Annotated in this window: 20 protein-coding genes, 2 tRNA genes and 1 pseudogene; 7 read left to right on the forward strand and 16 right to left on the reverse strand. The window is 52.8% G+C overall.

Going from position 1 to position 22623, the window contains the following annotated elements; genetic code table 11:
• The first annotated feature begins 45 nt into the window (after nucleotides 1–45).
• The 5 genes from CJD38_RS18880 (at nucleotide 46) to CJD38_RS06220 (ending at nucleotide 2974) form a co-directional block, all read left to right on the forward strand.
• On the forward strand, nucleotides 46–288 hold the full coding sequence (locus CJD38_RS18880; protein WP_366511311.1) for a helix-turn-helix transcriptional regulator: 243 nt from the start codon (nucleotides 46–48) through the stop codon (nucleotides 286–288).
• The gene (locus tag CJD38_RS06205; RefSeq protein ID WP_107939437.1) at nucleotides 278–1690 is read left to right on the forward strand and encodes a DUF3987 domain-containing protein; all 1413 of its coding nucleotides are present in this window, start codon (nucleotides 278–280) and stop codon (nucleotides 1688–1690) included. Before CJD38_RS18880 ends, CJD38_RS06205 begins: the two co-directional genes overlap by 11 nt.
• 272 nt (nucleotides 1691–1962) lie before the next feature.
• Nucleotides 1963–2370: a hypothetical protein gene (locus CJD38_RS06210; RefSeq protein ID WP_107939438.1), complete on the forward strand. Its 408-nt coding sequence runs from the start codon at nucleotides 1963–1965 to the stop codon at nucleotides 2368–2370.
• A gap of 18 nt (nucleotides 2371–2388) precedes the next feature.
• The gene (locus CJD38_RS06215; RefSeq protein ID WP_170107360.1) at nucleotides 2389–2676 is read left to right on the forward strand and encodes a hypothetical protein; all 288 of its coding nucleotides are present in this window, start codon (nucleotides 2389–2391) and stop codon (nucleotides 2674–2676) included.
• Nucleotide 2677: 1 nt separating this feature from the next.
• The gene (locus CJD38_RS06220; protein WP_107939439.1) at nucleotides 2678–2974 is read left to right on the forward strand and encodes a hypothetical protein; all 297 of its coding nucleotides are present in this window, start codon (nucleotides 2678–2680) and stop codon (nucleotides 2972–2974) included.
• Nucleotides 2975–2997: 23 nt separating this feature from the next.
• On the opposite strand, the gene CJD38_RS18660 is transcribed toward CJD38_RS06220, so the two are convergent.
• The 8 genes and pseudogenes from CJD38_RS18660 to CJD38_RS06255 form a co-directional block, all read right to left on the reverse strand.
• The gene (locus CJD38_RS18660) at nucleotides 2998–3336 is read right to left on the reverse strand and encodes a hypothetical protein (protein WP_240783546.1); all 339 of its coding nucleotides are present in this window, start codon (nucleotides 3334–3336) and stop codon (nucleotides 2998–3000) included.
• Nucleotides 3337–3528: 192 nt separating this feature from the next.
• Nucleotides 3529–3693, reverse strand: a pseudogene (locus CJD38_RS18885) (HNH endonuclease); the annotation flags it as partial.
• 424 nt (nucleotides 3694–4117) lie between these two features.
• On the reverse strand, nucleotides 4118–4666 hold the full coding sequence (locus CJD38_RS06230; protein WP_107939441.1) for a hypothetical protein: 549 nt from the start codon (nucleotides 4664–4666) through the stop codon (nucleotides 4118–4120).
• A gap of 27 nt (nucleotides 4667–4693) precedes the next feature.
• Nucleotides 4694–5041: a hypothetical protein gene (locus CJD38_RS06235; protein WP_107939442.1), complete on the reverse strand. Its 348-nt coding sequence runs from the start codon at nucleotides 5039–5041 to the stop codon at nucleotides 4694–4696.
• A 182-nt stretch (nucleotides 5042–5223) separates the two neighbouring features.
• A tRNA-Asp gene (locus tag CJD38_RS06240) sits at nucleotides 5224–5300 on the reverse strand.
• Nucleotides 5301–5312: 12 nt separating this feature from the next.
• A tRNA-Val gene (locus CJD38_RS06245) sits at nucleotides 5313–5388 on the reverse strand.
• A 37-nt stretch (nucleotides 5389–5425) separates the two neighbouring features.
• On the reverse strand, nucleotides 5426–5698 hold the full coding sequence (locus CJD38_RS06250) for an HU family DNA-binding protein (protein ID WP_107939443.1): 273 nt from the start codon (nucleotides 5696–5698) through the stop codon (nucleotides 5426–5428).
• A 315-nt stretch (nucleotides 5699–6013) separates the two neighbouring features.
• Nucleotides 6014–7006 (reverse strand): MBL fold metallo-hydrolase, encoded by a 993-nt coding sequence (locus CJD38_RS06255; protein ID WP_107939444.1) that lies wholly within the window; start codon nucleotides 7004–7006, stop codon nucleotides 6014–6016.
• A 164-nt stretch (nucleotides 7007–7170) separates the two neighbouring features.
• Between CJD38_RS06255 and cysS the strand changes: the two genes are divergently transcribed.
• Nucleotides 7171–8556 (forward strand): cysteine--tRNA ligase, encoded by a 1386-nt coding sequence (gene cysS, locus CJD38_RS06260; RefSeq protein WP_170107361.1) that lies wholly within the window; start codon nucleotides 7171–7173, stop codon nucleotides 8554–8556.
• Nucleotides 8557–8571: 15 nt separating this feature from the next.
• Here cysS and CJD38_RS06265 read toward each other — a convergent pair whose 3' ends face one another.
• From CJD38_RS06265 to CJD38_RS06285, 5 genes are all read right to left on the reverse strand, one after another.
• Nucleotides 8572–9063 carry a WbuC family cupin fold metalloprotein gene (locus CJD38_RS06265; RefSeq protein WP_107939445.1) on the reverse strand — a complete coding sequence of 164 codons (492 nt, stop codon included), beginning with the start codon at nucleotides 9061–9063 and terminating at the stop codon, nucleotides 8572–8574.
• Nucleotides 9060–9644 carry a DNA-3-methyladenine glycosylase I gene (locus tag CJD38_RS06270; RefSeq protein WP_107939726.1) on the reverse strand — a complete coding sequence of 195 codons (585 nt, stop codon included), beginning with the start codon at nucleotides 9642–9644 and terminating at the stop codon, nucleotides 9060–9062. Before CJD38_RS06270 ends, CJD38_RS06265 begins: the two co-directional genes overlap by 4 nt.
• A 34-nt stretch (nucleotides 9645–9678) precedes the next feature.
• Nucleotides 9679–10593 carry a cation diffusion facilitator family transporter gene (locus CJD38_RS06275; protein ID WP_107939446.1) on the reverse strand — a complete coding sequence of 305 codons (915 nt, stop codon included), beginning with the start codon at nucleotides 10591–10593 and terminating at the stop codon, nucleotides 9679–9681.
• Nucleotides 10594–10712: 119 nt separating this feature from the next.
• On the reverse strand, nucleotides 10713–13775 hold the full coding sequence (locus CJD38_RS06280; RefSeq protein ID WP_276307787.1) for an efflux RND transporter permease subunit: 3063 nt from the start codon (nucleotides 13773–13775) through the stop codon (nucleotides 10713–10715).
• Nucleotides 13772–14878 carry an efflux RND transporter periplasmic adaptor subunit gene (locus CJD38_RS06285; protein WP_107939447.1) on the reverse strand — a complete coding sequence of 369 codons (1107 nt, stop codon included), beginning with the start codon at nucleotides 14876–14878 and terminating at the stop codon, nucleotides 13772–13774. The genes CJD38_RS06280 and CJD38_RS06285 overlap by 4 nt, the downstream gene beginning before the upstream one ends.
• A 111-nt stretch (nucleotides 14879–14989) precedes the next feature.
• On the opposite strand from CJD38_RS06285, the gene CJD38_RS06290 reads away from it, so the two are divergent.
• Nucleotides 14990–15616: a TetR/AcrR family transcriptional regulator gene (locus CJD38_RS06290; RefSeq protein ID WP_107939448.1), complete on the forward strand. Its 627-nt coding sequence runs from the start codon at nucleotides 14990–14992 to the stop codon at nucleotides 15614–15616.
• Nucleotides 15617–15649: 33 nt separating this feature from the next.
• Here CJD38_RS06290 and CJD38_RS06295 read toward each other — a convergent pair whose 3' ends face one another.
• The 3 genes from CJD38_RS06295 to CJD38_RS06305 are packed head-to-tail and all read right to left on the reverse strand — an operon-like array spanning nucleotide 15650 to nucleotide 22619.
• Nucleotides 15650–16120, reverse strand: a complete 471-nt coding sequence (locus CJD38_RS06295) for a chemotaxis protein CheW (protein ID WP_107939449.1) — start codon at nucleotides 16118–16120, stop codon at nucleotides 15650–15652.
• Nucleotides 16117–22074, reverse strand: a complete 5958-nt coding sequence (locus tag CJD38_RS06300) for an Hpt domain-containing protein (RefSeq protein WP_107939450.1) — start codon at nucleotides 22072–22074, stop codon at nucleotides 16117–16119. Before CJD38_RS06300 ends, CJD38_RS06295 begins: the two co-directional genes overlap by 4 nt.
• Nucleotides 22071–22619, reverse strand: a complete 549-nt coding sequence (locus tag CJD38_RS06305) for a chemotaxis protein CheW (RefSeq protein ID WP_107939451.1) — start codon at nucleotides 22617–22619, stop codon at nucleotides 22071–22073. The genes CJD38_RS06300 and CJD38_RS06305 overlap by 4 nt, the downstream gene beginning before the upstream one ends.
• Nucleotides 22620–22623 lie beyond the last annotated feature (4 nt).

Raw genomic sequence — 22623 nt, forward strand, 5'->3', positions numbered from 1 at the left:
CTTAATACTTCACCCATCGTTCAGTTGAATCTAACGGGGTGCAATGTGACTTCTCTTCTACGGCTACCAGCCGTCATGACAGCAACGGGCCTAACGCGCTCGACTCTATATCTCCGCATAAAGCAGCGTCTCATGACGCCCCCGGTCAAATTAGGTGAACGCTGCGCTGCGTGGCCCTCTGGAGAGATCGAGGCAATTAATTCTGCGCGTATTTCAGGAAAGTCCGACGACGCAATTCGGACACTCGTCGCGCAACTAGAGCAGCAGCGCACAGCTAATGCGCAGTAATGCCGCTAGTTTCAGCCCTTATAGCGTCCCGCCCGGCTTACTCGGTGAGCTTGCACAATTTATCTATGCAGCAGCTCCACGTCCCGTACCAGAAATAGCATTGGCGGGCGCAATTGGCTTGATGGCTGGCATTTGTGGTCGCGCCTATAACGTGTCGAACCCACCGACAGGGCTAAATCTGTACACGCTTCTACTAGCTCCCACTGGCACTGGCAAAGAAGCCATAGCAAACGGAATTACTGCGTTGATGAAGTCCATTCGCCAAACTGTTCCTTCGTCAGTGGAATTCATTGGCCCAGCGTCCATCGCCTCTCCGCAAGCTTTGGCGAAGTACTTGGCGAATACGTCACCCAGCTTCGTTTCGATTCTCGGCGAATTTGGCTTGACCATGCAGCAAATGGCGAATCCCAAAGCACCATTACATCTTGTTGGCCTACGGCAAATCATGCTCGATCTTTACAACAAGTCCGGCGTAAACAGCGAGCTTCGCCCAAGTATCTACAGCGAACGTGAGAAGAATACTTCGGTGGTGGCGTCGCCTGCATTTTCGATCATTGGAGAATCGACTCCTGAAAGCTTTTACGAAGGCCTAAGTGAACGATCCGTATCCGACGGCCTGTTGCCGCGCTTTACCATCGTCGAATACCGAGGCGACCGACCCTCCCGAAACGAAGATGCTCACGCAATGCCGTCACCGGAACTGGCCGCAAAACTCGCCGAACTCTGCTCGTACGCCCTTTCACGAAATCATCCGGGACAAACGCCAATAACTGTTCAACTGACCATCGAAGCACAAAGCATGTTTGACGATTTTGATTTATATGCAGACGAACAGATCAGAGGAAGCACCGAAGTAACACGGCAACTTTGGAATCGTGCCCACATTAAAGCTTTGAAGCTGGGCGCATTAGTTGCAATTGGCCGAACGCTATACGCGCCGATGATTACCCCTGACATTGCCTTGTGGGCCATTCAAATCGAAAAGACGAACGTTCACAACCTACAAAGTCGATTTGAAACTGGCGAAGTTGGGGAGCAAATTTTTTCCGAGATGTCACAGCAATCACGACTGCGCTCTGTCATTAAGGATTGGTTTCTAAAACCTTGGCCGGAACTACAGCGTTACAAAATCGGCACAGAATCGATGCGAACAGGGGGCATTGTTCCCTATAGCTACTTATCAAAGCGCCTCACGAACGATGCAGCATTTAAGAATTTTAAGACCGGCGCAACGGCAACGTTAAAACGCACAATCGACGAACTATGCAAGTGCGGCGAAATAAACAGAGTATCGCCGGGGCAATTGAAAGCCAGATATGGAATAACAATGGAAAGTTATGCAATTACTGACGTTGAGCAATTCTTGGCGGGATTGAAGCATGAAGTTAAATCGTTTTTCTGAAGGCCTAAAAGCCATCTAATTCGCAACTCATTGATACATGAAACTTCTGATCTTTCTTACGCTTCTAACTCCATAAGACCTAATACGCCTTTAAAACCCCTAGAGGAAAATACTTCCAATAATCGTTAGAAGCTTTAGAAATTAGAAATATTTTCTATTGCCCAATGAATATCTAGGGTTGCTTATCTGATCAATTTTTAGAACAGAACCAATATGCATTAGAAAAGTAACGGCGAAAATTTGTGGGCTTTCAGTATTTTCAGGGAATTGAAATGAACGACATAAAATTTATAGCGATGAAGAAACAATTTGCTTACGAACTTTTCATGCGAACACAGCCGCTTGGATTGGAGCATGAAGCGACTTTCTCCATAGCTCAAGAAATAGCTCGCCGTATTTATCCTTTTGATCCAACATCAAGCTCCGCCCTTCGCATTGCTAACGAATGGGTCAAGGACCCCTTAGTTGTCGACACTTACTTGCGGCTAAAGAGCGATGAAATAGCTGGCCTTTGCTTACCCACCAAGGCTCAGTTCGTTATGGCGATTGTCGACCGGCTAGATCGCATCGACGAAGAAATAGGCTCGCTAAAGCGCGATTCAGCAGCACGAAAGAAAGCAAATAGGCTTCGTCGAAGTTTCGTCGAAATGAGCCAACTAGCAACCGATTGCCTGCAATAATTTTGCAGAGATAAGTCCATGACCAACGATACCAATTTGCACGATAAAAACCGTCAACCCCACATGAATATTGACGATAATGTGCCACCCCCACCCCCTGCTAAACAGAGCGCACGGGCGAGACTTGGAACCGCAACAGAGGTAAGTCGCGAGCTCGCCAAACTGTACCGTGAAGCGCGGTCCGGAAAGATTGATGTTGCCGACGCATCGAGACTTGCCAATATGCTTTCGATTTTGTCGCGCATCTTGTCAGATTCTGAACTTGAGGCTCGAATAGAAAGGCTCGAACAACGCGGAATACATTGAAATGCGTATCGGGCTAAAAAGTCGCGTAGAAAAGCTTGAAAATCGCCGCAGTCTACAGAGCCCCAATAAGGTTCTTTACTATCGTCCTGAAGATGCCACATACGGCCCGGCAGACCGCGACCTTGAAGTTTGGCAGACAGGGTATTGGACGCAAGGGGAGAACCCGGCCAGCGGGTCACTGCCCTCCTTTACCGGAAAATTTTTACTTATGCCTGATCACGGGACAAATGAGCAGTGGGAACTCAGCGGCGAAAAACAACAGAGAGATTTACTCCTGCTGGCACGCAGTCGGAAATAACCTGCCAACTATTTGGCTGGAAATTAGAACTCATGCATTTCCATCCACGGAACACTGCCTTGCAGTGGCCCACCAGAAGACAGATAGAGAGTCCAGCGAAAGAGCATGTTAGTGTCGCGGCCTGCACGGTATATCTCGTCGGTGATGTCGTACGCCAATGACACCTTTCCGATACCGACTAGCTCCAAATTTTCACCCCTATAAATTTTGGCACCGCTTATCTGATACGACGCATACCTTTTACCTTCGAAACTAACGTCATCAAGTTGTTCAATGTTTTGCGTTCTTATTGGAACTGCATGCGGAAACCAAATATGCAGCTTCCAGTCTTGGACCGCGTCTTCGCCGTTTTGCAACCGCATAATTAACTGGTAGGTATGAAGTTCTTGCGACGTGTAGACCCGCTTCCACGCGACTTCTACATTACACACAGGAATGGCGTTGCCTGTTGCGATAGTGGCCCACCAGCTATCTCTATGCTTGCGAAGTTCCGTTGGCGAATATTTTGTTCCAAGCGGGTGGCGGGGATTGTAATGCCCCGCTTCTGCATGACATCGAGGACATAGGGCAATCGCATTTTCTATAGAGTTTTCTCCGCCATCTGCCTCTTGGACGATGTGATGTACGTTGATTGATCGCCCAACGAAGTCGCGACAAACACAGCAGCGCCTCCCCGATCTAACTAGAACGTCATCGCGGACTGATGTCGGGAATGGCAATTTATTCTCTTAGCCTCGATATCATTTACTGTGAATCGCAATAATCAAACTGCACCATTCAGCTTTCGTCTCGCCTATTAGCTATACACCTAGCGTCCTGCCAGAACGACAAACCCGTGCTGGCAGGACTTCGACGAAAACGATTGTTACGGCTATTTCTTCCTAGCTGGCGGGGGCGGGTCCTTTGGAGGCTTGCTACCTCTTACTGAACGCGTCGGTGGCGGGGGCGGCGGAGGCGGCTTGTCACTTCCCATGGATGACGACATCGCTAACTACCCCCCTTTTGATGTTTAGAGTCCTTGTTGCCGCCAAAAAATGGGGCGTCCTCTTTAATTACACGTTTCGGCGGCGGCTTCGGCGGCTCCGGCTTTGAATTTTGCGGTTTACTATTGTCGGTAGTCATTTCGATCCTCATCAAGTGACGCTAAATAGATTGCACCTTGGCGAGACCGCCGAGGAGGAAGCTGATTGCCGCAATCAATATAAATGGTATTGAATAAACAATGCACGAGACTGATTCATGTAGAAAATCATATCGCTCAGCGTTTTGCTTGGCATTGTGCGCAGCACATTCGGAGAAGTATTGAATTAGAAACTTACGAAAATAGCCCGCTGCTGTTTCAGGTCCATCAGAAAATTCTTTGTAGGTGTCATACATTTGAATTCGGTAGTTTTCAATTTCGGTCGCTACTGGCAGGCAATCGTAGGAATGGCCCCAAAGTGCTTTTACGAATTTGAAACACGCTATTGCCAAAAGTACAGAGCCACAAGCAAAGCAAACTAAAAAAATAGCCCACACGAACGGCTGAGACGGTCCACTGAAATTAAGCCGAGAGAAGATATACATCCATCCCCCGACTATGCCGGTCAGTATTGCAAGTGTTAATTGCAGTCTCTGAATTAGCTTCTCTCTACAATCCAGTTCATGGAAGTAGAGTTTTTCATGGAATACCAAAGTCTTGTCGTCGTCCATATTTGTCTAACGCCATCAGACTTATGTTTAGAACTGTCGCTTAGGAGCAGTAGCAAGCTTGCATTGGCCGACATCCGTTTTTACATCACCGAGAATATTCGACGTTCTTTTGAAAGACAGGTCTATACGGCTAATTTCCATCGAGCTAAATACGACCTTATCGGGAGAAAACACAGCCGGATACTTGCTGGCCGTTCCTAGTTCAGGAATTGAGTAGCTAATAGTGCCGTTCGCCTCATCAGTTACGACATTCCATGTTAGGTCCTTCTGCCCATCCGTCATGGTGCATTCGAGATACACCGGGGCTGCTTCGGCAACAAAGGCGACAGCTAATAGTATTCCCGCTGTTCCAATCTTGATTATTTTTATACTCATGCCAATCCCTTCGCTTGTGGAACTACCTGTCGCAGTTTACTTCGACATGAAGGAAACAAAGGGAACACGCCCAAAGAAAGTCGAAGAGCGTCTTTGGTGAATCGCTATTGTGGGATTTTATGTGGGATCAATAGTCGCATAAAACAAAAAAGCCCATGTTTCCATGGGCTTACTTGTATATATGGCGGAGCGGACGGGACTCGAACCCGCGACCCACGGCGTGACAGGCCGTTATTCTAACCAACTGAACTACCGCTCCACATAATCTTGATGGTGGGTGCTGAGGGGCTCGAACCCCCGACATTCGCCTTGTAAGGGCGACGCTCTACCAGCTGAGCTAAGCACCCAAAGGCTGTTGTTTTTGAAACAACCCAACTGAGACAGCTATTTTATAGCATCCTTTAAAGCTTTGCCAGCCTTAAATGATGGCGTTTTGCTGGCTTTGATTTTCAGAGCCGCGCCGGTCTTGGGATTACGGCCCGTGCGAGCTGCACGCTCACGAACCAGAAACGTGCCGAAGCCGACGAGAGAAACCTTGTCTTTCTTCTTAAGTGCTTTGCCCACTACTTCAAACAACGAGTCAATCGCTTTAGCTGCATCGACCTTGGAGATGTCGGCCTTATCTGCGACTGCAGCAATCAGTTCAGTTTTATTCATCTAACAAATCCCCTAATAAACTTTTTCATTGAAACGAGCTTCCCTACTCGTTTCTAAATGTCATCGACTTTTCTGCGGCAGGGTCATCGCTGAGCGAAGCCTGCTCTACAAGGAGTGATGGAGTGCGCAGCTTTATATCAAGCGAAAACACGGGGCGTCAACAAGATTTACTGCTCTATTTATGACACTTAAATTTCGAGCTTCGTGATGGCGATTTTCCTACGCACGGGATGCATTTAAAGGTCGCACTGTCAAGGCCAGAACGCATGACCTTATTGCGATATTTCATACCCATATCGCAGCCTCCAAAGCACATTAGAAAGATCGCGTCTCTCCATGTTTAAAGACCCAAAATTTTTCTGCGTCGACTCCCGCGGCCGCTAATTCGCTCGACAACTGCTTCGGTGGCTGGTCGGCTGGCTCCGCTGTTAACTGAAACGTGCCCCAGTGCATCGCCACCGATTGGCGACTCTGTAAGTCTCGGTGAATCTTGACCGCCTCACCCGGATCAACGTGCACCGGGCGCATAAACCAGCGCGGCTCATAGGCGCCAATCGGGATCAACGCCAGATCCACCGGCGCAAAGCGCTCGCCGATATCTGCAAAATCTTTGGAATACCCGGTGTCGCCTGCAAAGAAGATTTTCTTGCCAGCGATCACAACAATAAACCCGCACCACAAGCTGGCATTGCGATCGTTTGCACCACGACCTGAGAAATGCTGAACCGGCACGGCACTGATTTTGGTGCCCAGCACTAGCGTGTCCTGCCACCAATCCAACTCAATCACATTATTAATGCCACGACGCTTAAACCATTGGGCCAGACCAAGCGCGACAACGAACGTCAGGCGAGGATGATCCTTGGCCAGTCGACGCACTGCCTTCTCATCCAGATGGTCATAGTGGTTATGCGAGACCAGCGCGATATCCAAGGACGGCAAGTCTTGATAGCCCATGGCCGGTGGTGCCAGCCGCTTAGGGCCTACCATCGAAAACGGCGAAGCGCGGTCACTAAATACAGGGTCAGTAATGATATTCAGGCCGGCAATCTGAATCAGGAAGGTCGAATGCCCGATCCAGGTCAGATTGGATTCGCTGCGATTGGCCTTCAGCATGGCCACATCGGGCCGCAAAACCGTGAAATCGACTTTGGGCAGCTTCAGTAGCAAAAATTCCGGCAACCACTTGATTGCCTGCATCGCGCCATGGCTTTCTGTGGAGTAGCGATTATGAAAACGGCCGTTGCGGAAATGCGGGCGATCTTCCAAGGGCTTTGTTGATTCGGCCAGTACTTGATTAGATGACATAGAGCTCACTCAGCTATAGAACGACCACAATATTGGGGACCTTACTGGCCGAATCAATAACAAAACAATGCCCCGTTGGATTAATGAGGCAGCGTAGCTGCCTCATTAATCCGGTTGATTTGTGGGGTTTAGGCGCTATGCTGGCGCGGTTTTTCGCCAACGCTATGACCATGCAACTGTACAACACCTTAAATAGCCGCAAAGAGCCCTTTACCCCTCAGAGTCCTGATCGGGTGACGATGTATGTCTGCGGCCCCACGGTCTATAGCTATGCCCATATCGGCAACTATCGCCCGCCGGTCGTGTTCGACACGCTGGCCCGCGTCCTGCGCCGCCGCTTTGGCCGCGTCGATTACGCACGCAACATTACGGACATCGACGACAAGATCAACGCTGCCGCTGCTAAAGAAGGCGTCGACATCAGCGTTATCACCGATCGCTACACCGCCGCGTATCACGCCGACCTGCAGTCACTCGGCGTTGAACCGACGACGCATGAACCGCGCGTCACCAAACATTTGCCTCAGATCATCTCGATGATCGAGACCCTGATCAGCGCAGGTCACGCCTACGCAGCTGAAGGCCACGTTCTGTTTAACGTGCCGTCGTACCCCGACTACGGCAAGCTCTCCAAGCGCGACACGCGCGAGATGCTCGCTGGTGCACGCGTCGAAGTCGCTCCTTATAAGAAGGATCCAGGCGACTTCGTATTGTGGAAGCCTTCATCACCTGAATTGCCGGGCTGGGATTCACCTTGGGGCCGCGGCCGTCCGGGTTGGCATATCGAATGTTCCGCGATGTCTGAAGCTGTCCTTGGCGAGACCATCGACATTCACGGGGGCGGTCACGATCTGGTTTTCCCGCATCACGAAAACGAAATCGCACAAAGCACCTGCGCGCATGGCGGCAAAACCTACGCACGCTACTGGATGCACAACGGCTTCGTGAATGTGAATCACGAGAAGATGAGCAAATCCATCGGCAACGTGTTGCTGGTGAAAGATTTGCTGCAAACGCTGCCCGGCGAAGTGATTCGCCTCGTGCTGCTCACCGGTCACTATCGCCAGCCGCTGGATTGGACCGATGAAGTCGCAAGTGATGCGCGCAAGAAACTCGACCGCGTTTACGGTGCGCTGCGTGATCTTGGTGATGTAAAATCTGCTGAAGGCGTCACCGCACCTGACGCATTCATTGCCGCACTTGAAGACGATCTCAACACGCCGATGGCTTTGGCAGAATTGTTTGATCTGGTTCGCGCCGCCAACAAAGCCGACAACGATGCTGACAAAGCTCGTATCAAAGCGCAGTTATTAGACGCAGGACATTTATTGGGCTTGCTGCAACAGACACCAGCCGCATGGTTTGCAACCGCATCGCCCTCATCGGCTAGCGGCATCACGCCAGAAGAAATTGAAGTGCTCGTTGCCGCACGCCTCACCGCACGCGCCAACAAGAACTGGGCAGAGTCCGATCGCATTCGCGATGAGCTCAAAGCCAAAGGCGTTTTGGTGGAAGACTCTAAGGATGGTCAGCGCTGGCGGATGCTGTAAGCGCAGCGCCATGCACTAAACGGCGTAGCGCTGTCCCGGCTGCGCCGTTGCTAACCACTTCTGATACGCAGGCACACTCGCCTCGCCTTCTGCTGGCGCCCACGGCGCAAACTGCGTGATGCGCGCCGCATCGTAAGGACCTTCTTTCACTTCAAAGAACGACGCATGCTCCGTCAGTGGAATGTAGCTGTGCCAAGTCTGCGGCAGCAGCTCCAACGCAATGACCGAGCTATTCGGCTCGAGACGAAAACGCTCACGCACTGCGCCATCGTCTTCAAAAATAATAATCTCAATAACGCCGCTCAAAGCTAGCGTCATCTCCCACTTGTCCATCTCATGGTGACGATGCGGGCGGATGTAAGTGCCGCGACTCATCTGAATGATCAGGCGCTGCACTAAAGACTCAGCGCCTTCGTGAAAATTGAAGTTGGTGCGCTTGCGCGGACTCGCATCAGCCTGTGCGGCCAAGCCGGTCAATAGATCGTAGGAGATCGTGCGTAAAGTCATTTGCGCTTCCCGCCTAGGCGACCGTAGCAATCACAAGTCGTCAGATGGTCGTTGACCATACCCGTCGCCTGCATATAAGCGTAGATGATGGTGCTGCCAACAAACTTGAATCCACGATTGAGCAGATCTTTGCTGATGCGATCTGACAGTTCAGTCTTCGGCGGCACATCCTTCATCGACTTGAAGTGATTGATGATGGGTTTGTTGTTTACAAACGCCCAATAGTAGGCCGAGAAACTGCCGAACTCCTGCTGCACTTTGATAAAGGCTTTGGCGTTGGTACGTGCGGACAAGATCTTGAGTTTATTCCGCACAATCGCCGGATTCTCACGCAGCTTCTCTAGCTTGGCATCGGTATAGCGCGCGACTTTCTGCACATCAAAACCATCAAACGCTGCGCGATAACCTTCGCGCTTAGCCAAGATCGTGCTCCACGACAAACCCGCCTGCGCACCTTCAAGAATGAGAAATTCGAATAGCGCGCAGTCATCACGTTGAGGCACGCCCCACTCGTTGTCGTGATAGATAATCTCAAGTGGCGTACGGTCTGCCCAAGAGCAGCGAGTAATAACTTTGCTCATGATGATTTCCAGTTTGAAGCGATTAAACGCTACTTTACCGCGACACACCTGAACCCAAATGCGTGGCATCCGCATAGGACGCTGGATCTTCGATAGGTTCGATATGCGAGATCGCGCTAACACCCGGCATCAGTTGCGCGAGCCGCGCTTCGACACTTTCTGCCAACTCGTGCGCTTGTTGCACTGACCACGCGCCCGGCACCAACAAATGAAATGTCACAAATCGACGCGCAGCAGCGCGGCGTGTACGGATCGCATGAAATTCAACCGTGCCATCACGAAACTGATTGAGCACTTCTTCGAGAGACTGCAACTCGTCAGCCTGCCATGCGGCATCCATTAATCCATCAGCCGACTCACGAAGCAAACGCACGCCAGTCCACAAGATATTGAGCGCAACGGCAATAGCAATGATCGGATCTAGCAAACGCCAGCCTGTGACAGCAACGAGCGCAACGCCGATCAGAATGCCAACTGAGGTCCAAACGTCCGTCATCAGGTGATGACTATCCGCTTGCAGCGTGATCGAACGATGCTCACGCCCCGCCTTGCCCAGAATTCTTGCAACGATCAAATTCACTACGGCCGCGGCGGCTGAAACTGCGAGGCCAATCCATGCCTGCTCCAGCGGTTGTGGATCTAACAGGCTCGGCACTGCCTGCCAAATAATCAGACCACCCGCAATCAGAATCAGCATGCCTTCAAAGCCGCTGGAAAAATATTCTGCTTTGCTATGGCCGTAAGCGTGGTCGTCGTCTGGTGGCTGCATCGCAATACGCAGCATCATCAGCGCCATGACGGCACCGCCGAGATTCACTAGTGACTCAAGCGCGTCAGATAACAAGCCGACCGAGCCGGTGAGGTGCCACGCCAGCAACTTGAGACCCATGGTCAGAATCGCCGCAGCGATCGACAACCAAGCGTAGCGAGTCAGTGATTGAGCAACCATGAAATCTTTAACCGTTGAAGTGAGCGCCCGCCGAGGGCGTTAAGCGGGAGCATACACGGACATCCGCCAGAAATGACAACGCCCCGCGAGTACAGGGCGCTGTCAGTATTCCATCAGACTTAAGCCGGCTTATGAATCTTGAACCAAGCCGCGTACAGCGCTGGCAAGAACAACAAAGTGAGTGCGGTCGCAGCAACCAAACCACCCATGATCGCTACAGCCATTGGCCCGAAGAATTCGCTGCGTGAAAGCGGAATCATCGCCAATACTGCTGCCAATGCCGTCAGCACGATCGGTCGCAAACGACGCATCGTTGCATCAGCAATCGCATTGTAAGGATCGTGACCGCCAGAAATGTCCTGTTCGATCTGATCAACCAAGATCACACTGTTACGCATGATCATGCCGGACAAGGCAATGGTGCCGAGCATGGCGACAAAGCCGAAAGGTTGGCCGAACAGCAGCATCGTAATGACGACGCCGATGATGCCCAGCGGTGCCGTCAGTACCACCATCAGCACACGCGAGAAACTACGCAGTTGCAGCATCAGCACCGTAAACACCACGACTACAAACAGTGGCATGCCGGCATTCACCGAGTCTTGACCCTTGGCGCTTTCTTCAACCGTGCCGCCCGCTTCCAGCAAATAACCCGGGGGAAGCTGCGCGCGAATGGGTGCGAGCGATGGCTCAAGCTGAGCGGTAATCGCTGCGGCCTGCACCGTGCCGTAAATATCTCCACGGACCGTGATGGTCGGCAAACGGTTACGACGCCAGATGATGCCGTCTTCAAACTCATACTCGAAATGAGCAATCTGATTGAGCGGAATATTGGTGCCATCGGCTCGCGGAATCGCGGTGTTATCCAGATAAGACAAACGCGCGCGCTCATCGGGCGGGCCACGGAATAACACTTCGATCAACTTGTTCTTCTCACGCAAGAAGGTGATTTGGCCACCGTTGAGTGAGTTGTGCATAAACTGCGAAACGGATTGAGAGCTAATGCCCAAGGCGCCAGCACGATCTTGATCGATGATCAGACGCACGACCTTGATCTTGTCTTCCCAATCCAAATGCACATTGGCGACATTCGCATTGCTGCGCACGACGTCTGCAACTTTTCCTGCCAGCTCACGCAGCAACTTGGGATCTTCGCCGCTCACACGCAGCTGAATCGGGTAGCCCACCGGCGGACCATTCTCAAGACGCAGCACGCGCGTGCGCAGATCAGGGAATTGTTCCGGGAAGATAGCGAGTAAATGTGAACGAATTTTTTCGCGGTCTTCCGAACTCTTTGCCGTCAATACAAACTGCGCAAAATTATCGGACTGCAATTGCTGATCAATCGGCAGAATGAAGCGTGGCGCGCCGGTACCGATGTAGGCAACATAGTTATCCAATCCGGTTTCTTTAGCGAGAATGGCTTCCAAACGCTTGGCTGCAGCATCGCTTGCTTCAAGCGACGCACCTTGGCTCAGCTTCAGATCCACCAGCAGTTCAAGACGCGTTGATGCTGGAAAATATTGTTGCGGAATAAAAGCAAATCCACCAATAGCCAGCACAAAGCTAAGCGCCGTAACACCAATCACCGTCCAACGACGATCAACGCACCAAGCCACTAGCGCTCGGAAACGGCGGTAGAACTTGGTTTGATAAGGATCATGTGATCCCGGTTTTACGCTATCGCCGTGATGACTAGGCAATAAGCGATAGCCGAGGTAAGGCACAAAAATAACGGCAGCGACCCATGACACTAACAAGGCAATCGTCACCACTTCAAAGATCGAGCGCGTGTATTCACCAACGCCAGATTTAGCCGTCGCAATCGGCAGAAAGCCTGCGGCGGTAACGAGCGTGCCAGTCAGCATCGGGAATGCGGTGCTGGAGTAAGCGAAGGCGGCAGCCTTAACGCGATCCCAGCCCTGCTCCATTTTTACCGCCATCATTTCAATCGCAATAATGGCGTCGTCCACCAGCAAGCCCAGAGCGAGCACCAACGCACCTAGAGAAATCTTGTGCAGTCCGATGTCGAAATATTTCATCGCTGCAAATGTTATTGCCAACACCAGCGGGATCGTCAGGGCAACGACCAAGCCCGGGCGATAGCCCAGCGAGAAGAAGCTGACCAACAACACAATCACAACCGCCTCAGCCAAAGAACGAACAAACTCGTTCACGCCGCGCTTAACCGCGCGTGGCTGATCCGCGACACGATCTAAGGTCAAGCCCAGAGGAAGTTCGGTCTGTATTGCTGCGAACTCAGCGTCTAGTGCTTTACCGAGACGAATGATGTCGCCACCCTTGTCCATCGAAACGCCAATCGCCAGCGCTGCATCGCCTTTGAATCTAACGCGCGGTTCCGCAGGGTCGGTATACGTGCGCACTACATGCGCAACGTCGCCAATTCTCAACGTACGCCCCTTGTAGTTCAGCGGCGCGTTTTCAATATCGTCCAGCGTTTTAAAGGCGCCGGTAGTGCGTAGCGCAATGCTATCTGTACTGGTTTGGAAAACGCCTGCAGAAGTTACGCTGTTCTGCTGCTGAATCGTGTCAAAAATTAATTGCGGCGGAATACCCAGCTGCGCGCGCTTGATGTTGTCGAGGCGAACCTCAATCTTTTCATTCTGCACGCCAAAGAATTCAACCTTTGAGACGTCCTTAATGCGCAGCAAACGCGCGCGAATGGTGTCTCCGTATTCTTTTAACTCAGCCGGCGTGAAGTCCTTACCGGTTAGCGCATAGATATTGCCGAAGGTGTCGCCGAACTCGTCATTGAAGAAAGGCCCAACGACGCCTTGCGGCAGATTTTGCTTGATGTCACTAACCTTCTTACGCACCTGATAAAAAGTATCAGGCATATTCGCCAAACCAGAATCTTCGCGTGCCACAAAAAACACTAGCGATTCGCCGGGTTTGGAATAGCTGCGCAAATAATCGAGCTGCTGGTGTTCTTGCAGCTTTTCTTCGATGCGATCGGTGACCTGTAATTCAACTTGCTCAGCGCTAGCGCCGGGCCAATAAGTTTTGATCACCATCATGCGGAAGGTGAACGGCGGATCTTCCGATTGCCCCAAATTCAGATACGACCAAACGCCGGCCGCGCCGAGCAGGATCATCAAATAAACGACGATGACCCTATTGGCGAGCGCCCACTCCGAGAGATTGAAGCGTCCGGCGCTCACGACGGTTTAACCTCACGTGCCCGCTGAATTGGCTTGACCAACTGGCCTTCGCCCAACAACTGCACGCCAGCACTCACCAGCGGCATGCCCGGCTTGAGCGCCCCGCTTACTACCGCAAAACCTTCAACGTAACGCAGCACCGCCACGGGAACTTTATGCGCCTTGTTATCCGCAGACACTGTCCACACCACAGCCTTGTTATCCACTTGCGCAACTGCGGACAAAGGCACTTGGTATAAAGAGCCGTCAACTTTGGCGCCCATAAATACAGTCGCCGTCATGCCGAGTTGCACGGCGTCATCGCTGCCAACAATCGTGACACGTGCTTCATGCGTACGCGTGCTGGGATCAGCCTGCATGTTGATCGTGCGTACACGTGCTTCGTAATACTTGCTGGGGTTGGCCCAAAGCGAGATCGCCAGTTTCGATGCATTACGCAATGCACTGACGCGTCCTTCTGGCACGCTGATCACAACTTCGCGCGCGTTGTCAGTGGCGAAACGAAATACTGGCTGACCTGCAGCGATGACTTGTCCTGCTTCAGCGAGGACGGAGGTGATCAATCCGGATTTAGTCGCCGTCAGCGTGGTGTAACGCATCTGGTTATTGATGACGGCGTAGTTGGACTTCGCTTGATCGCGACGCGCTTCTGCCAACTCCAGTGTGTTTTGCTTTTGCTCGAACATGGACTTACTGATGAAGCCCTTGCCCAACAAATCCTGGTAACGCTGTAGATCAGCCTGCGCCAACTTCACGTCGGCTTCTGCCGCGGTGACAGCAGATTTGGAAGCATCGCTATTGAGTTTGTTGTCTTCCGGATCAAGCGTCGCCAACACCTGCCCGGCTTTAACCTCGGCACCCGCATCAACACGACGCGTCAGGATTTTTCCGGAGATGCGGAAAGACAAATCCGCTTCCTCACGCGAATGCACTGAGCCAGGGAATACTTCACCCGATTCTCCGACCATCGCTTGCGCGTGTTCGATCACCACCGGCTTGGCCTGTGGCACCGCCTCCGGCTTTTTAGAGCACGCGACCAGCAACAGACTGGCAGCGATTGCGGAAATGGGCAGGCTCAGGTGCAAAGGTCGCGGTAACCGCATGGCGGATTCCTAGGGGGCTCAAAATCAGTTCATATACTATACCGACTGGTTTATTAATGTGCGAGGCGTTATGGTGTTAACAATGCCTCACCTACAAATGCCTCATTCCGCATGAAAAAGTGCCCGCCCAAGCGTGGTCGCCCTAAAGATCCAGACAAGCGTTTGGCGATTCTCGAATCCGCCAAAGAGCTGTTCGTGGAGCAGGGTTATGCGGGCACCAGCATGGATGCCATTGCCAAGAACGCAGGTGTTTCAAAGCTGACGCTTTATAGTCACTTTGGGCATAAGGAAGACCTGTTTCAGCAGTGCGTCGTCTCCAAGTGCGAAGAGCATGCGCCAGACGCGCTTTACGATCCCACTAACAATCTGCCGCTGCGTAAGCGCCTGATTAGCATTGGCCAAGCGTTTATTGAATTGCTGTTTAGCGAAGAGGCCGTCAAGTTCTATCGCATGATGGCAGGCGAAGCGCGTCAAACCGGCAAACTGGGCCGCTTATTCCACGCCGCAGGTCCGCAGCGCATGCTGGATCAGTTTGAGGAGTTGCTAGCGGTCGCCGTTCACAATGGCGAATTGGTAATACGCGATCGACAACGAGCAGCCAATCACTATTTCAGCATGATGCGCGGCGATCACCACATGCGCGTCATCATGGGCGAGAGCAATCCACCCGCCAGTGAACTGCGCGCGCATGTTGCGGATGTGGTCGATGTTTTTCTCAGCGCGTATCGGCCACGCTGATCTGCAATTGGTGGGTGAAACGTCGGTAGCGATTTAAGCGACGGTTCCCACCACATCAAGGCGCAATAGATCCGCCTCAATCGTTTCGAGGTCCGGAATCACTGCTTCCTGACTTGCGATACGAACACGCGACAAGGCCAGATCTGCGCGATCGTTCTCGCGCAGTGGCGCGGGATTAATTGCAGTGCGATTGAGCGTCACCAAGTGTGGATAGCCTTGCGTGAGCACGCCGATGGCATGCGCTTCCAAGTGCTGACCCACAGAGTGCAGCAACACGACGCGTGAACGCCGGGCAGTTTCAGGCAAAGACCCGCCATTCAGTACTTCGAAGCTGATCACCGGCACACGACGGCCATTCGATTCGTAGTTGCCCAGAAACCATGCTGGCGCGTCCGCTACAGGTCGCACGGTATCGCGCGAAATAACTTCGATGACTGCCGCATTCGGCAACAACAGGGTGTCGCCATCAAGCGGCATCAGCACGGCATAAATTTGATCGTTCATGAGCCTCTGGTCTCCTCAAGCACACCACGCACTTCGGAGATGAGCTGATCTTCCTGGTAAGGCTTGATCAGATAACGGTTCACACCAATCTGCATGGCACGCTCACGATGCTTATCGCCTGAACGCGAGGTGATCATGATGATTGGCAAATTGCGTAGACGTTCGTTGTTGCGAATAAAGGTCGCCACTTCGAAGCCGTCTGCGCGCGGCATTTCGATATCGAGCAATACAGTGACCGGATTTTCGGTCTGCAGCTTGGCCATCGCATCCAGACCATCTTTGGCGGTCGATACGCGGTAACCATTCTTGAGCAGCAGACGTTCTGTCACGCGACGAATCGTGATGGAGTCATCCACCACCATGACCAATTCGCGAGTATCAACTTCCGTGTTCACTGAATCGGCCTTGCCTGCGGCCAATGTAATCAAGGCGCGGCGCGTGCGATCTTGTGTCAGTGCGGGCACATCAAGAATCAACACGACGCGACCATCGGCCAGAATCGTGGCACTTGAAACGCCAACCACTGCGCTAATCATCGGACCAACTGCCTTGGAAACCACTTCGCGATTGCCGAAGAGTGAATCCACTACAACTGCGATACGACGATCCTGCGTGCCCAAGCCTTCGCCGAGGCGAACCAGAATGGCGCTGACTGTCTTGCCTTCTTTCGGAGCAGCGCGCGATGCGCCGATGAAATCGCCGAGGTAACGCACGCGATACTCATGGCCGCCGTAACCGTAAGTCGGTCCGTTCTCGTCATAGAGCGCATCAAGCTGTTCACGCGGAATACGCGCGATGCCTTCAATACTCGGTAACGGAATCGCATACATCTCGTTCGATACTGAAACCAGCAACGCTTGCGAGATCGCCAGATTCAAAGGCAGACGAATCAGGAAGCGCGCGCCCTTGCCGGTCTCGGAACCAATTTCCAGCGTACCGCCGAGCTGTTTAACTTCCGCAGCAACAACGTCCATGCCGATACCACGGCCAGCGTCCTGAGTGAGGCTCTTTGCGGTGGAGAAGCCAGCCTCAAAAATAAACTGTGCGACGTCTTCGTCAGCAACCTGCGCATCTGCCGGAATCAAGCCGCGCTTGATCGCCGTTGCACGGATCGCATCAAAGTCGAGACCCTTACCGTCGTCACGCAATTCAACGAGTAGCTGCGTACCTTCGCGACGCAGCGTCACGCTCACTGTGCCGGTAGCGCCCTTGCCTGCTGCAACGCGTGTCTGCGGATCTTCAATGCCGTGCACAACGGCGTTACGCATCAAGTGTTCCAGCGGCGCAGTCATGCGCTCCAGAACATTGCGATCGAGTTCGCTTTCGATGCCGACGAACTGTGCTTCAGCCATCTTGCCGTTGTCTTGCGCCGCCTGTTTAACCACACGCTGCAAGCGCGCGACCTGACGTGAGAACGGCACCATCAGCGTGCGCATCAAACCTTGCTGCACATCAGTGTTAATACGCGCCTGTTGCAGCAATAACGTTTCCGCTTCGCCAACCAGACCATCCATCGTGGTGTGGAGACTCGACAAGTCGCCGACGGATTCCGATAGCGAGCGTGAGAGTTCCTGCATACGTGTGTAGCGATCCATTTCGAGTGGATCAAAGTCACCCGCATAACGATCAAGACGATCGTTTGGACCGCGGCCACGCGCTGAAATCTGCGCCTCGGTTTCCATGTCCATCATGCGCAGCTGTTCGCGAACACGCGTGACGGCCTGCGACATTTCATTGAGCTGCGCTTGCAGTGCGCTGTGTTGTTCTTCTAAACGCGAACGATAAATCGAAATTTCGCCCGCTTCGTTGAGCATGTTGTCGAGGCTTTCGACCGGCACACGCGCGGTTTCGCGGCGCAGTGCAGCCAAACCTGTCTGCTCGCTTTCTGGTTTCCAGAACAGCATTGGATCCCAAACACCGTCGAGCAATGGCGCAAGCGGTGCCGCAAAAACAGCTTCGATAACTTCAGGTACTGCGCCCGCAATGACGGATTTTTCGTCATAGGACTCTACTTTAGGCCCGGTCGGTACTGCTCCCGCACCACGCAGACTTGCCGTGTCACCACGCGACAACAAGTCGTGCATGTGATGCAAGGTTTCAAGATCAGCCGCAACAGGTTTTAGATCGTTGCTATCTGATGCGCCGCGGACTTCGAAATTATTGATGCGTGTTTCCATCTCATGGGAAACATCACCCATCGCATCCAAGCCCGCCATGCGTGCACCGCCCTTAAGCGTATGCAGCGCACGTTGCATCTCACGCGCAGGCGCAAACTCACGCGGATCGCGCTGCCAGGCGTTAAAGTTTTGCTGCAAGGTTTCAAGCAATTCACTAGCTTCGGCAGAGAAAATCTCAGCCAATTCGTCATCAGCAGATTGCACAACAGGTGCAGCCGGAATACTTGCGACGTATTCCTGTCTCACAGGCGCAGCGATTGGCTCAACCTGAGGGACAACTTCTTCTACTGTTTCTAAAGGCTCGACGAAAGACGACTGCGCAGGAGCGGCTGATTCGATATCCGACATCAATGCCGAAACATTCGGAATGCCACCGCGCTCCATCTCAGCCAATACACGGTGCAAACCATCGCTAGCCTGATGCAGGCGTGAGAACAAAGCAGCATCCGCCCTGCTCTCGCTCAATGCCGTGGCAACGAGCGATTCCATGTACTGCGCTACTTCACCCAAACCATTTGAACCAGCGACGCGCGCGCTACCTTTCAGAGTGTGCAGAACACTTTTGACTGCAGCGCCTGACTCAGCGGCAGCGGGATTCTTCTCCCATGCCGATGCATAAGCATCAAGGTTCTCTAAGAGTTCACGCGCTTCGCCAATGAAGATCGCTGCCAACTCTTGATCGGCGCTCAGTCCTTCAGGCGTAATGCTCTCCTCGGTTTCAACAACCGGAGGCATCTCAATAATTTCTTCTTGTACCGACGATGTCGGCGCTGCAAGTTCAGCATGTCCTGACAGCGGCAATGCTTCAATTTGTGCAACTAAATCGCTGCCGTCGTTCAGGGCTTTGCCTTCACGATAGGCATCAATCAGCTGATAGAAACCCTCAGCAATATTGTCGAAAGCTGAGAAGAACCCGGACTCAGGCTTAATCGAATGCGTCGCAACGATTCCCATGCGTACATTCAACGCGCGTCCAGCAATTGCAATCGAACTGCACTGCGACATCAAAGCCGCGCCCAACAAGGTATGACTCAGCGCCTTGATCTCGCCTGCACCTTGCAGGTTCTCCGGCGCATGCGCCCAAGCCTTGGCGGTTTCTTCGATCTTTTGCACCAGATCGAAAGCTTCGCTAGAGAAAATCTCGGCAAGCTGGCGATCAGCCGTTGCTTGTCGCGCCTGCTCAGGAACTTCCGCTTGCAAGGCTTGGATGCGTTCCAACCACGGCGCTAAATCTTGCGATGAAGCGGCCGGTGTTCCGATCGCATCAACCCAACGACGTAACGTTTGCTCAGCGTCTTCAATCAACACCAATGCAGCACGCGGCAATTCAAGCCCAGCGCCACGCGCAGAATCCAAATAAGTTTCTAGCGCACCAGACAATTCGCTGATTGATGGCGAATGAACGATATGTGCCGCACCACGAAGCGTGTGGAAGGAACGAACAACTTCGTCTTCAACCGCAAACCATTCGAAGCTACGGTTTTGCTGTTCAAGCCAATGCGTAACCGCTTCTAGCTTCTCGCGTGCGTCTTCGCGGAAGATGGCCGTCATGTCCAGTTCTTCTGCGTCTTGCGCGCCGCGTCCTTCAGCAAGGTTGCTGGCACGCTCGATCAAAGCCTGCAGTGCAGGATCTGGCGCTGCATTATTGCGGAAGCTTTCAATCAAGCCCGGCAACATCGCCACCGCATCAACAATCGCATCGACAACAACCGCGCCCGCAGGCACTGAACCGTCGAGGCAGCGATTGAGCAGACTTTCAACCGCCCAACCAAAGTCACCAATCTGTTGCGCACCGACCATACGGCCGGAGCCTTTCAAGGTGTGGAATGCGCGACGAACCGTCGTCAGCGTATCCATGTCTTGTGCATCACGACGCAGACGCGGCAATGCGCTGTCGAGCGTGCTGAGCACTTCGCTGGCTTCTTCAAGGAAGATGCCGCGAATTTCCGGATCAACGTCTTCAGCAGCCACAACCACCGGCGCTGATTTAATGACTGCGACGGGAGCGACGGGAACAACTAGCTCTGGTTGTTCAAGCACCAGTTCCAATTCTTCAAGTTCGGGTACGGCTGGAGCTTCTTCAACCACATTCAACTGACCCACATAGTGGGCCATGCTATCCAGCATCGGCTCAACATTGGGCACGTGATCGCGAATCGCTTCGATATAAAACTCAATCGCGGCAATGGCATCAGCAAAACGTTCGGCAAGTCCTTGTGTGTCGCGCAATTGCGCAAACGCAGGGCTCAGTACGTAGTGCTCAAGCGCGCTTATCAGTTCCACAGCGCGGTTGTTCTGCAGTACATCAAAACCAGCAATAATTTCTCTGAGCAGACGCTGTGCGTCGCTAGGCGGTTCGCTTTCGTTGCCGCGAATGTAAGCATCAACAGATGACTTAATACGCGCCAAGTTGACTAAGGATTCGCGCAACAACGCTGCGGTACCTTCAGCTAAATCGCGGCTATGCGGAATGCCCTTATCTACTTCAGAAACACCGCCAGCGCCTTTTTTACTGCGGACAATCTGACTGAACAGCGCATCTTCCAGACTGTGTTCAACTTGCAGAATTGACGTGGCAATGTCCATCCACAAATTGCTGGAACTGGCGTCGGCTTCCAAGCTCTCTAAGAGTTTGACTTGATTGCCAACAACACGTTGCAACGCTGGCAGACCCAAGGTCGCGAGCGTGTTGGCAATGCGCTGCAATCTGTTGCGCGTTTCTTCCAAGCCTATTCCGGCTTTGCCGCCGGAGCGCACGGATAAATCGATGCTGTCTTTAACTTGTGTGAAGTCGCGTCGAATTTCATCGGCGACGCGGGTCAACAAACCAATGCCAGGCCCACGAATTCGTATACGACGCTGCTCAATCTGCTCAGTGGTAGGCAGATGACTATTAAGTCTGAACAATTTACGCAGCGTGGTTACGCGTGGCCCTTGTCCGCTGGAGCGCGCGACAAAGAACAGCAACTGATAATTCAGATCGGCCAACTTGGCGGCGGCCGCAGCTTCGCCTTCATCAACCAGCGCGCGAATCTGTTGCGCGGTAGCGCCCATCGCACGCTTCAGATCCATTGAATCTTCAAGCGTACGCGTCAGCAAAGCTTCAACAACGGCAGCAACCGTGCGCCAGAGTTGGTGGATCGATGCATTTGTGGATTGCGCGGCGATTTGCTCGGCAATCTTGCCAATGCGACCTAAAGACGCATTGACGTCAACATTATTTTTCAGCCAGTTCAACATCGAAGCTTGGAACACTGGCAATAATTTGCGCGCCTCACCAGCCGCGTCGCCCACCATCGCCGTCCCAGGCAACAGTGGCTTGCCGTGATCGAAAGCGTTGAGCTGTGCACTAAACAGTTCCAGCTCAGTGACCAGCGTTTTGCCACGAGACAATCGCAGTTCGCTAAGAATCGGCTGCAGCACGATGACGCAATCATCCATGCCGGAGGACAAGGCATCGATGTAATCGGAAACCTGCACAGTCGCGCCGAGCAGTGCCGAATAGGCAGGCTCTAATTCTTGGATACGACCCTGCATGATCTCGTGCAGAACCGTCTTCATTTCCTCAGCGACAGTGGCCACGCCGAAGCACTGAATCATGCTGGCCGTGCCGCGCACCGTATGCAGTTCTACTAAAGCCTGCTGCAGCGGCAACACATCTTCGGGATTTTCAATGTGGTATTCGATGAGCGTGCGCGCACGCGTCAGACTGTGATCGAATTCCGAACGAACCCAATGTAAGCCGCTATTAAATGTCGCAGTTTGATCGAAATTCATAGGCCGGCATGCTTGAAGTTGTCGCTACCCGCGACCTTGTGCAGGCTGAGAGCCAACCACGGTTGGCCATCACGTACGAATGCGCTCAATAAATAGGGTGCGAAGCTGCCGGCGCCGCCGACGATTTCACGTCGTTGTTCGTTGGAAACAAACTGGCGATGGCCTGCAACTTCGTCAACGAGAAATCCCGCTGGAAAACGTTCTGAGTTAAAAACCAACACGCGCTGAGTGCGTTGCTGATCGAGCGGCGGCATTCCGAGAAACTGGCGAAGATCAATAATCGTGAGCAAAGAGCCGCGGACGTTAGCAACGCCCAGCAACCATGCACGCACATTCGGCACGCGCGTCATACGCGGAGGCACAATCACTTCGCGCACTTCATCACGCGGCGCGACCAGCCACACATCATTAATGCGGAATCCTAGGCCGCCCCAAGTCTGGGCTTCGCCTGCAGCGACGTCGAGACGCGCCGCACGCATGCGCGCTTCCAGCCGCAACAATTGCTCAAAGGGATCGTCTCGCAACGCTCGTAGTTCTGCGCTCATAGGG

It is taken from the genome of Stenotrophobium rhamnosiphilum (genome assembly GCF_003052265.1).
Taxonomy (GTDB): Bacteria; Pseudomonadota; Gammaproteobacteria; order Nevskiales; family Nevskiaceae; genus Stenotrophobium; species Stenotrophobium rhamnosiphilum.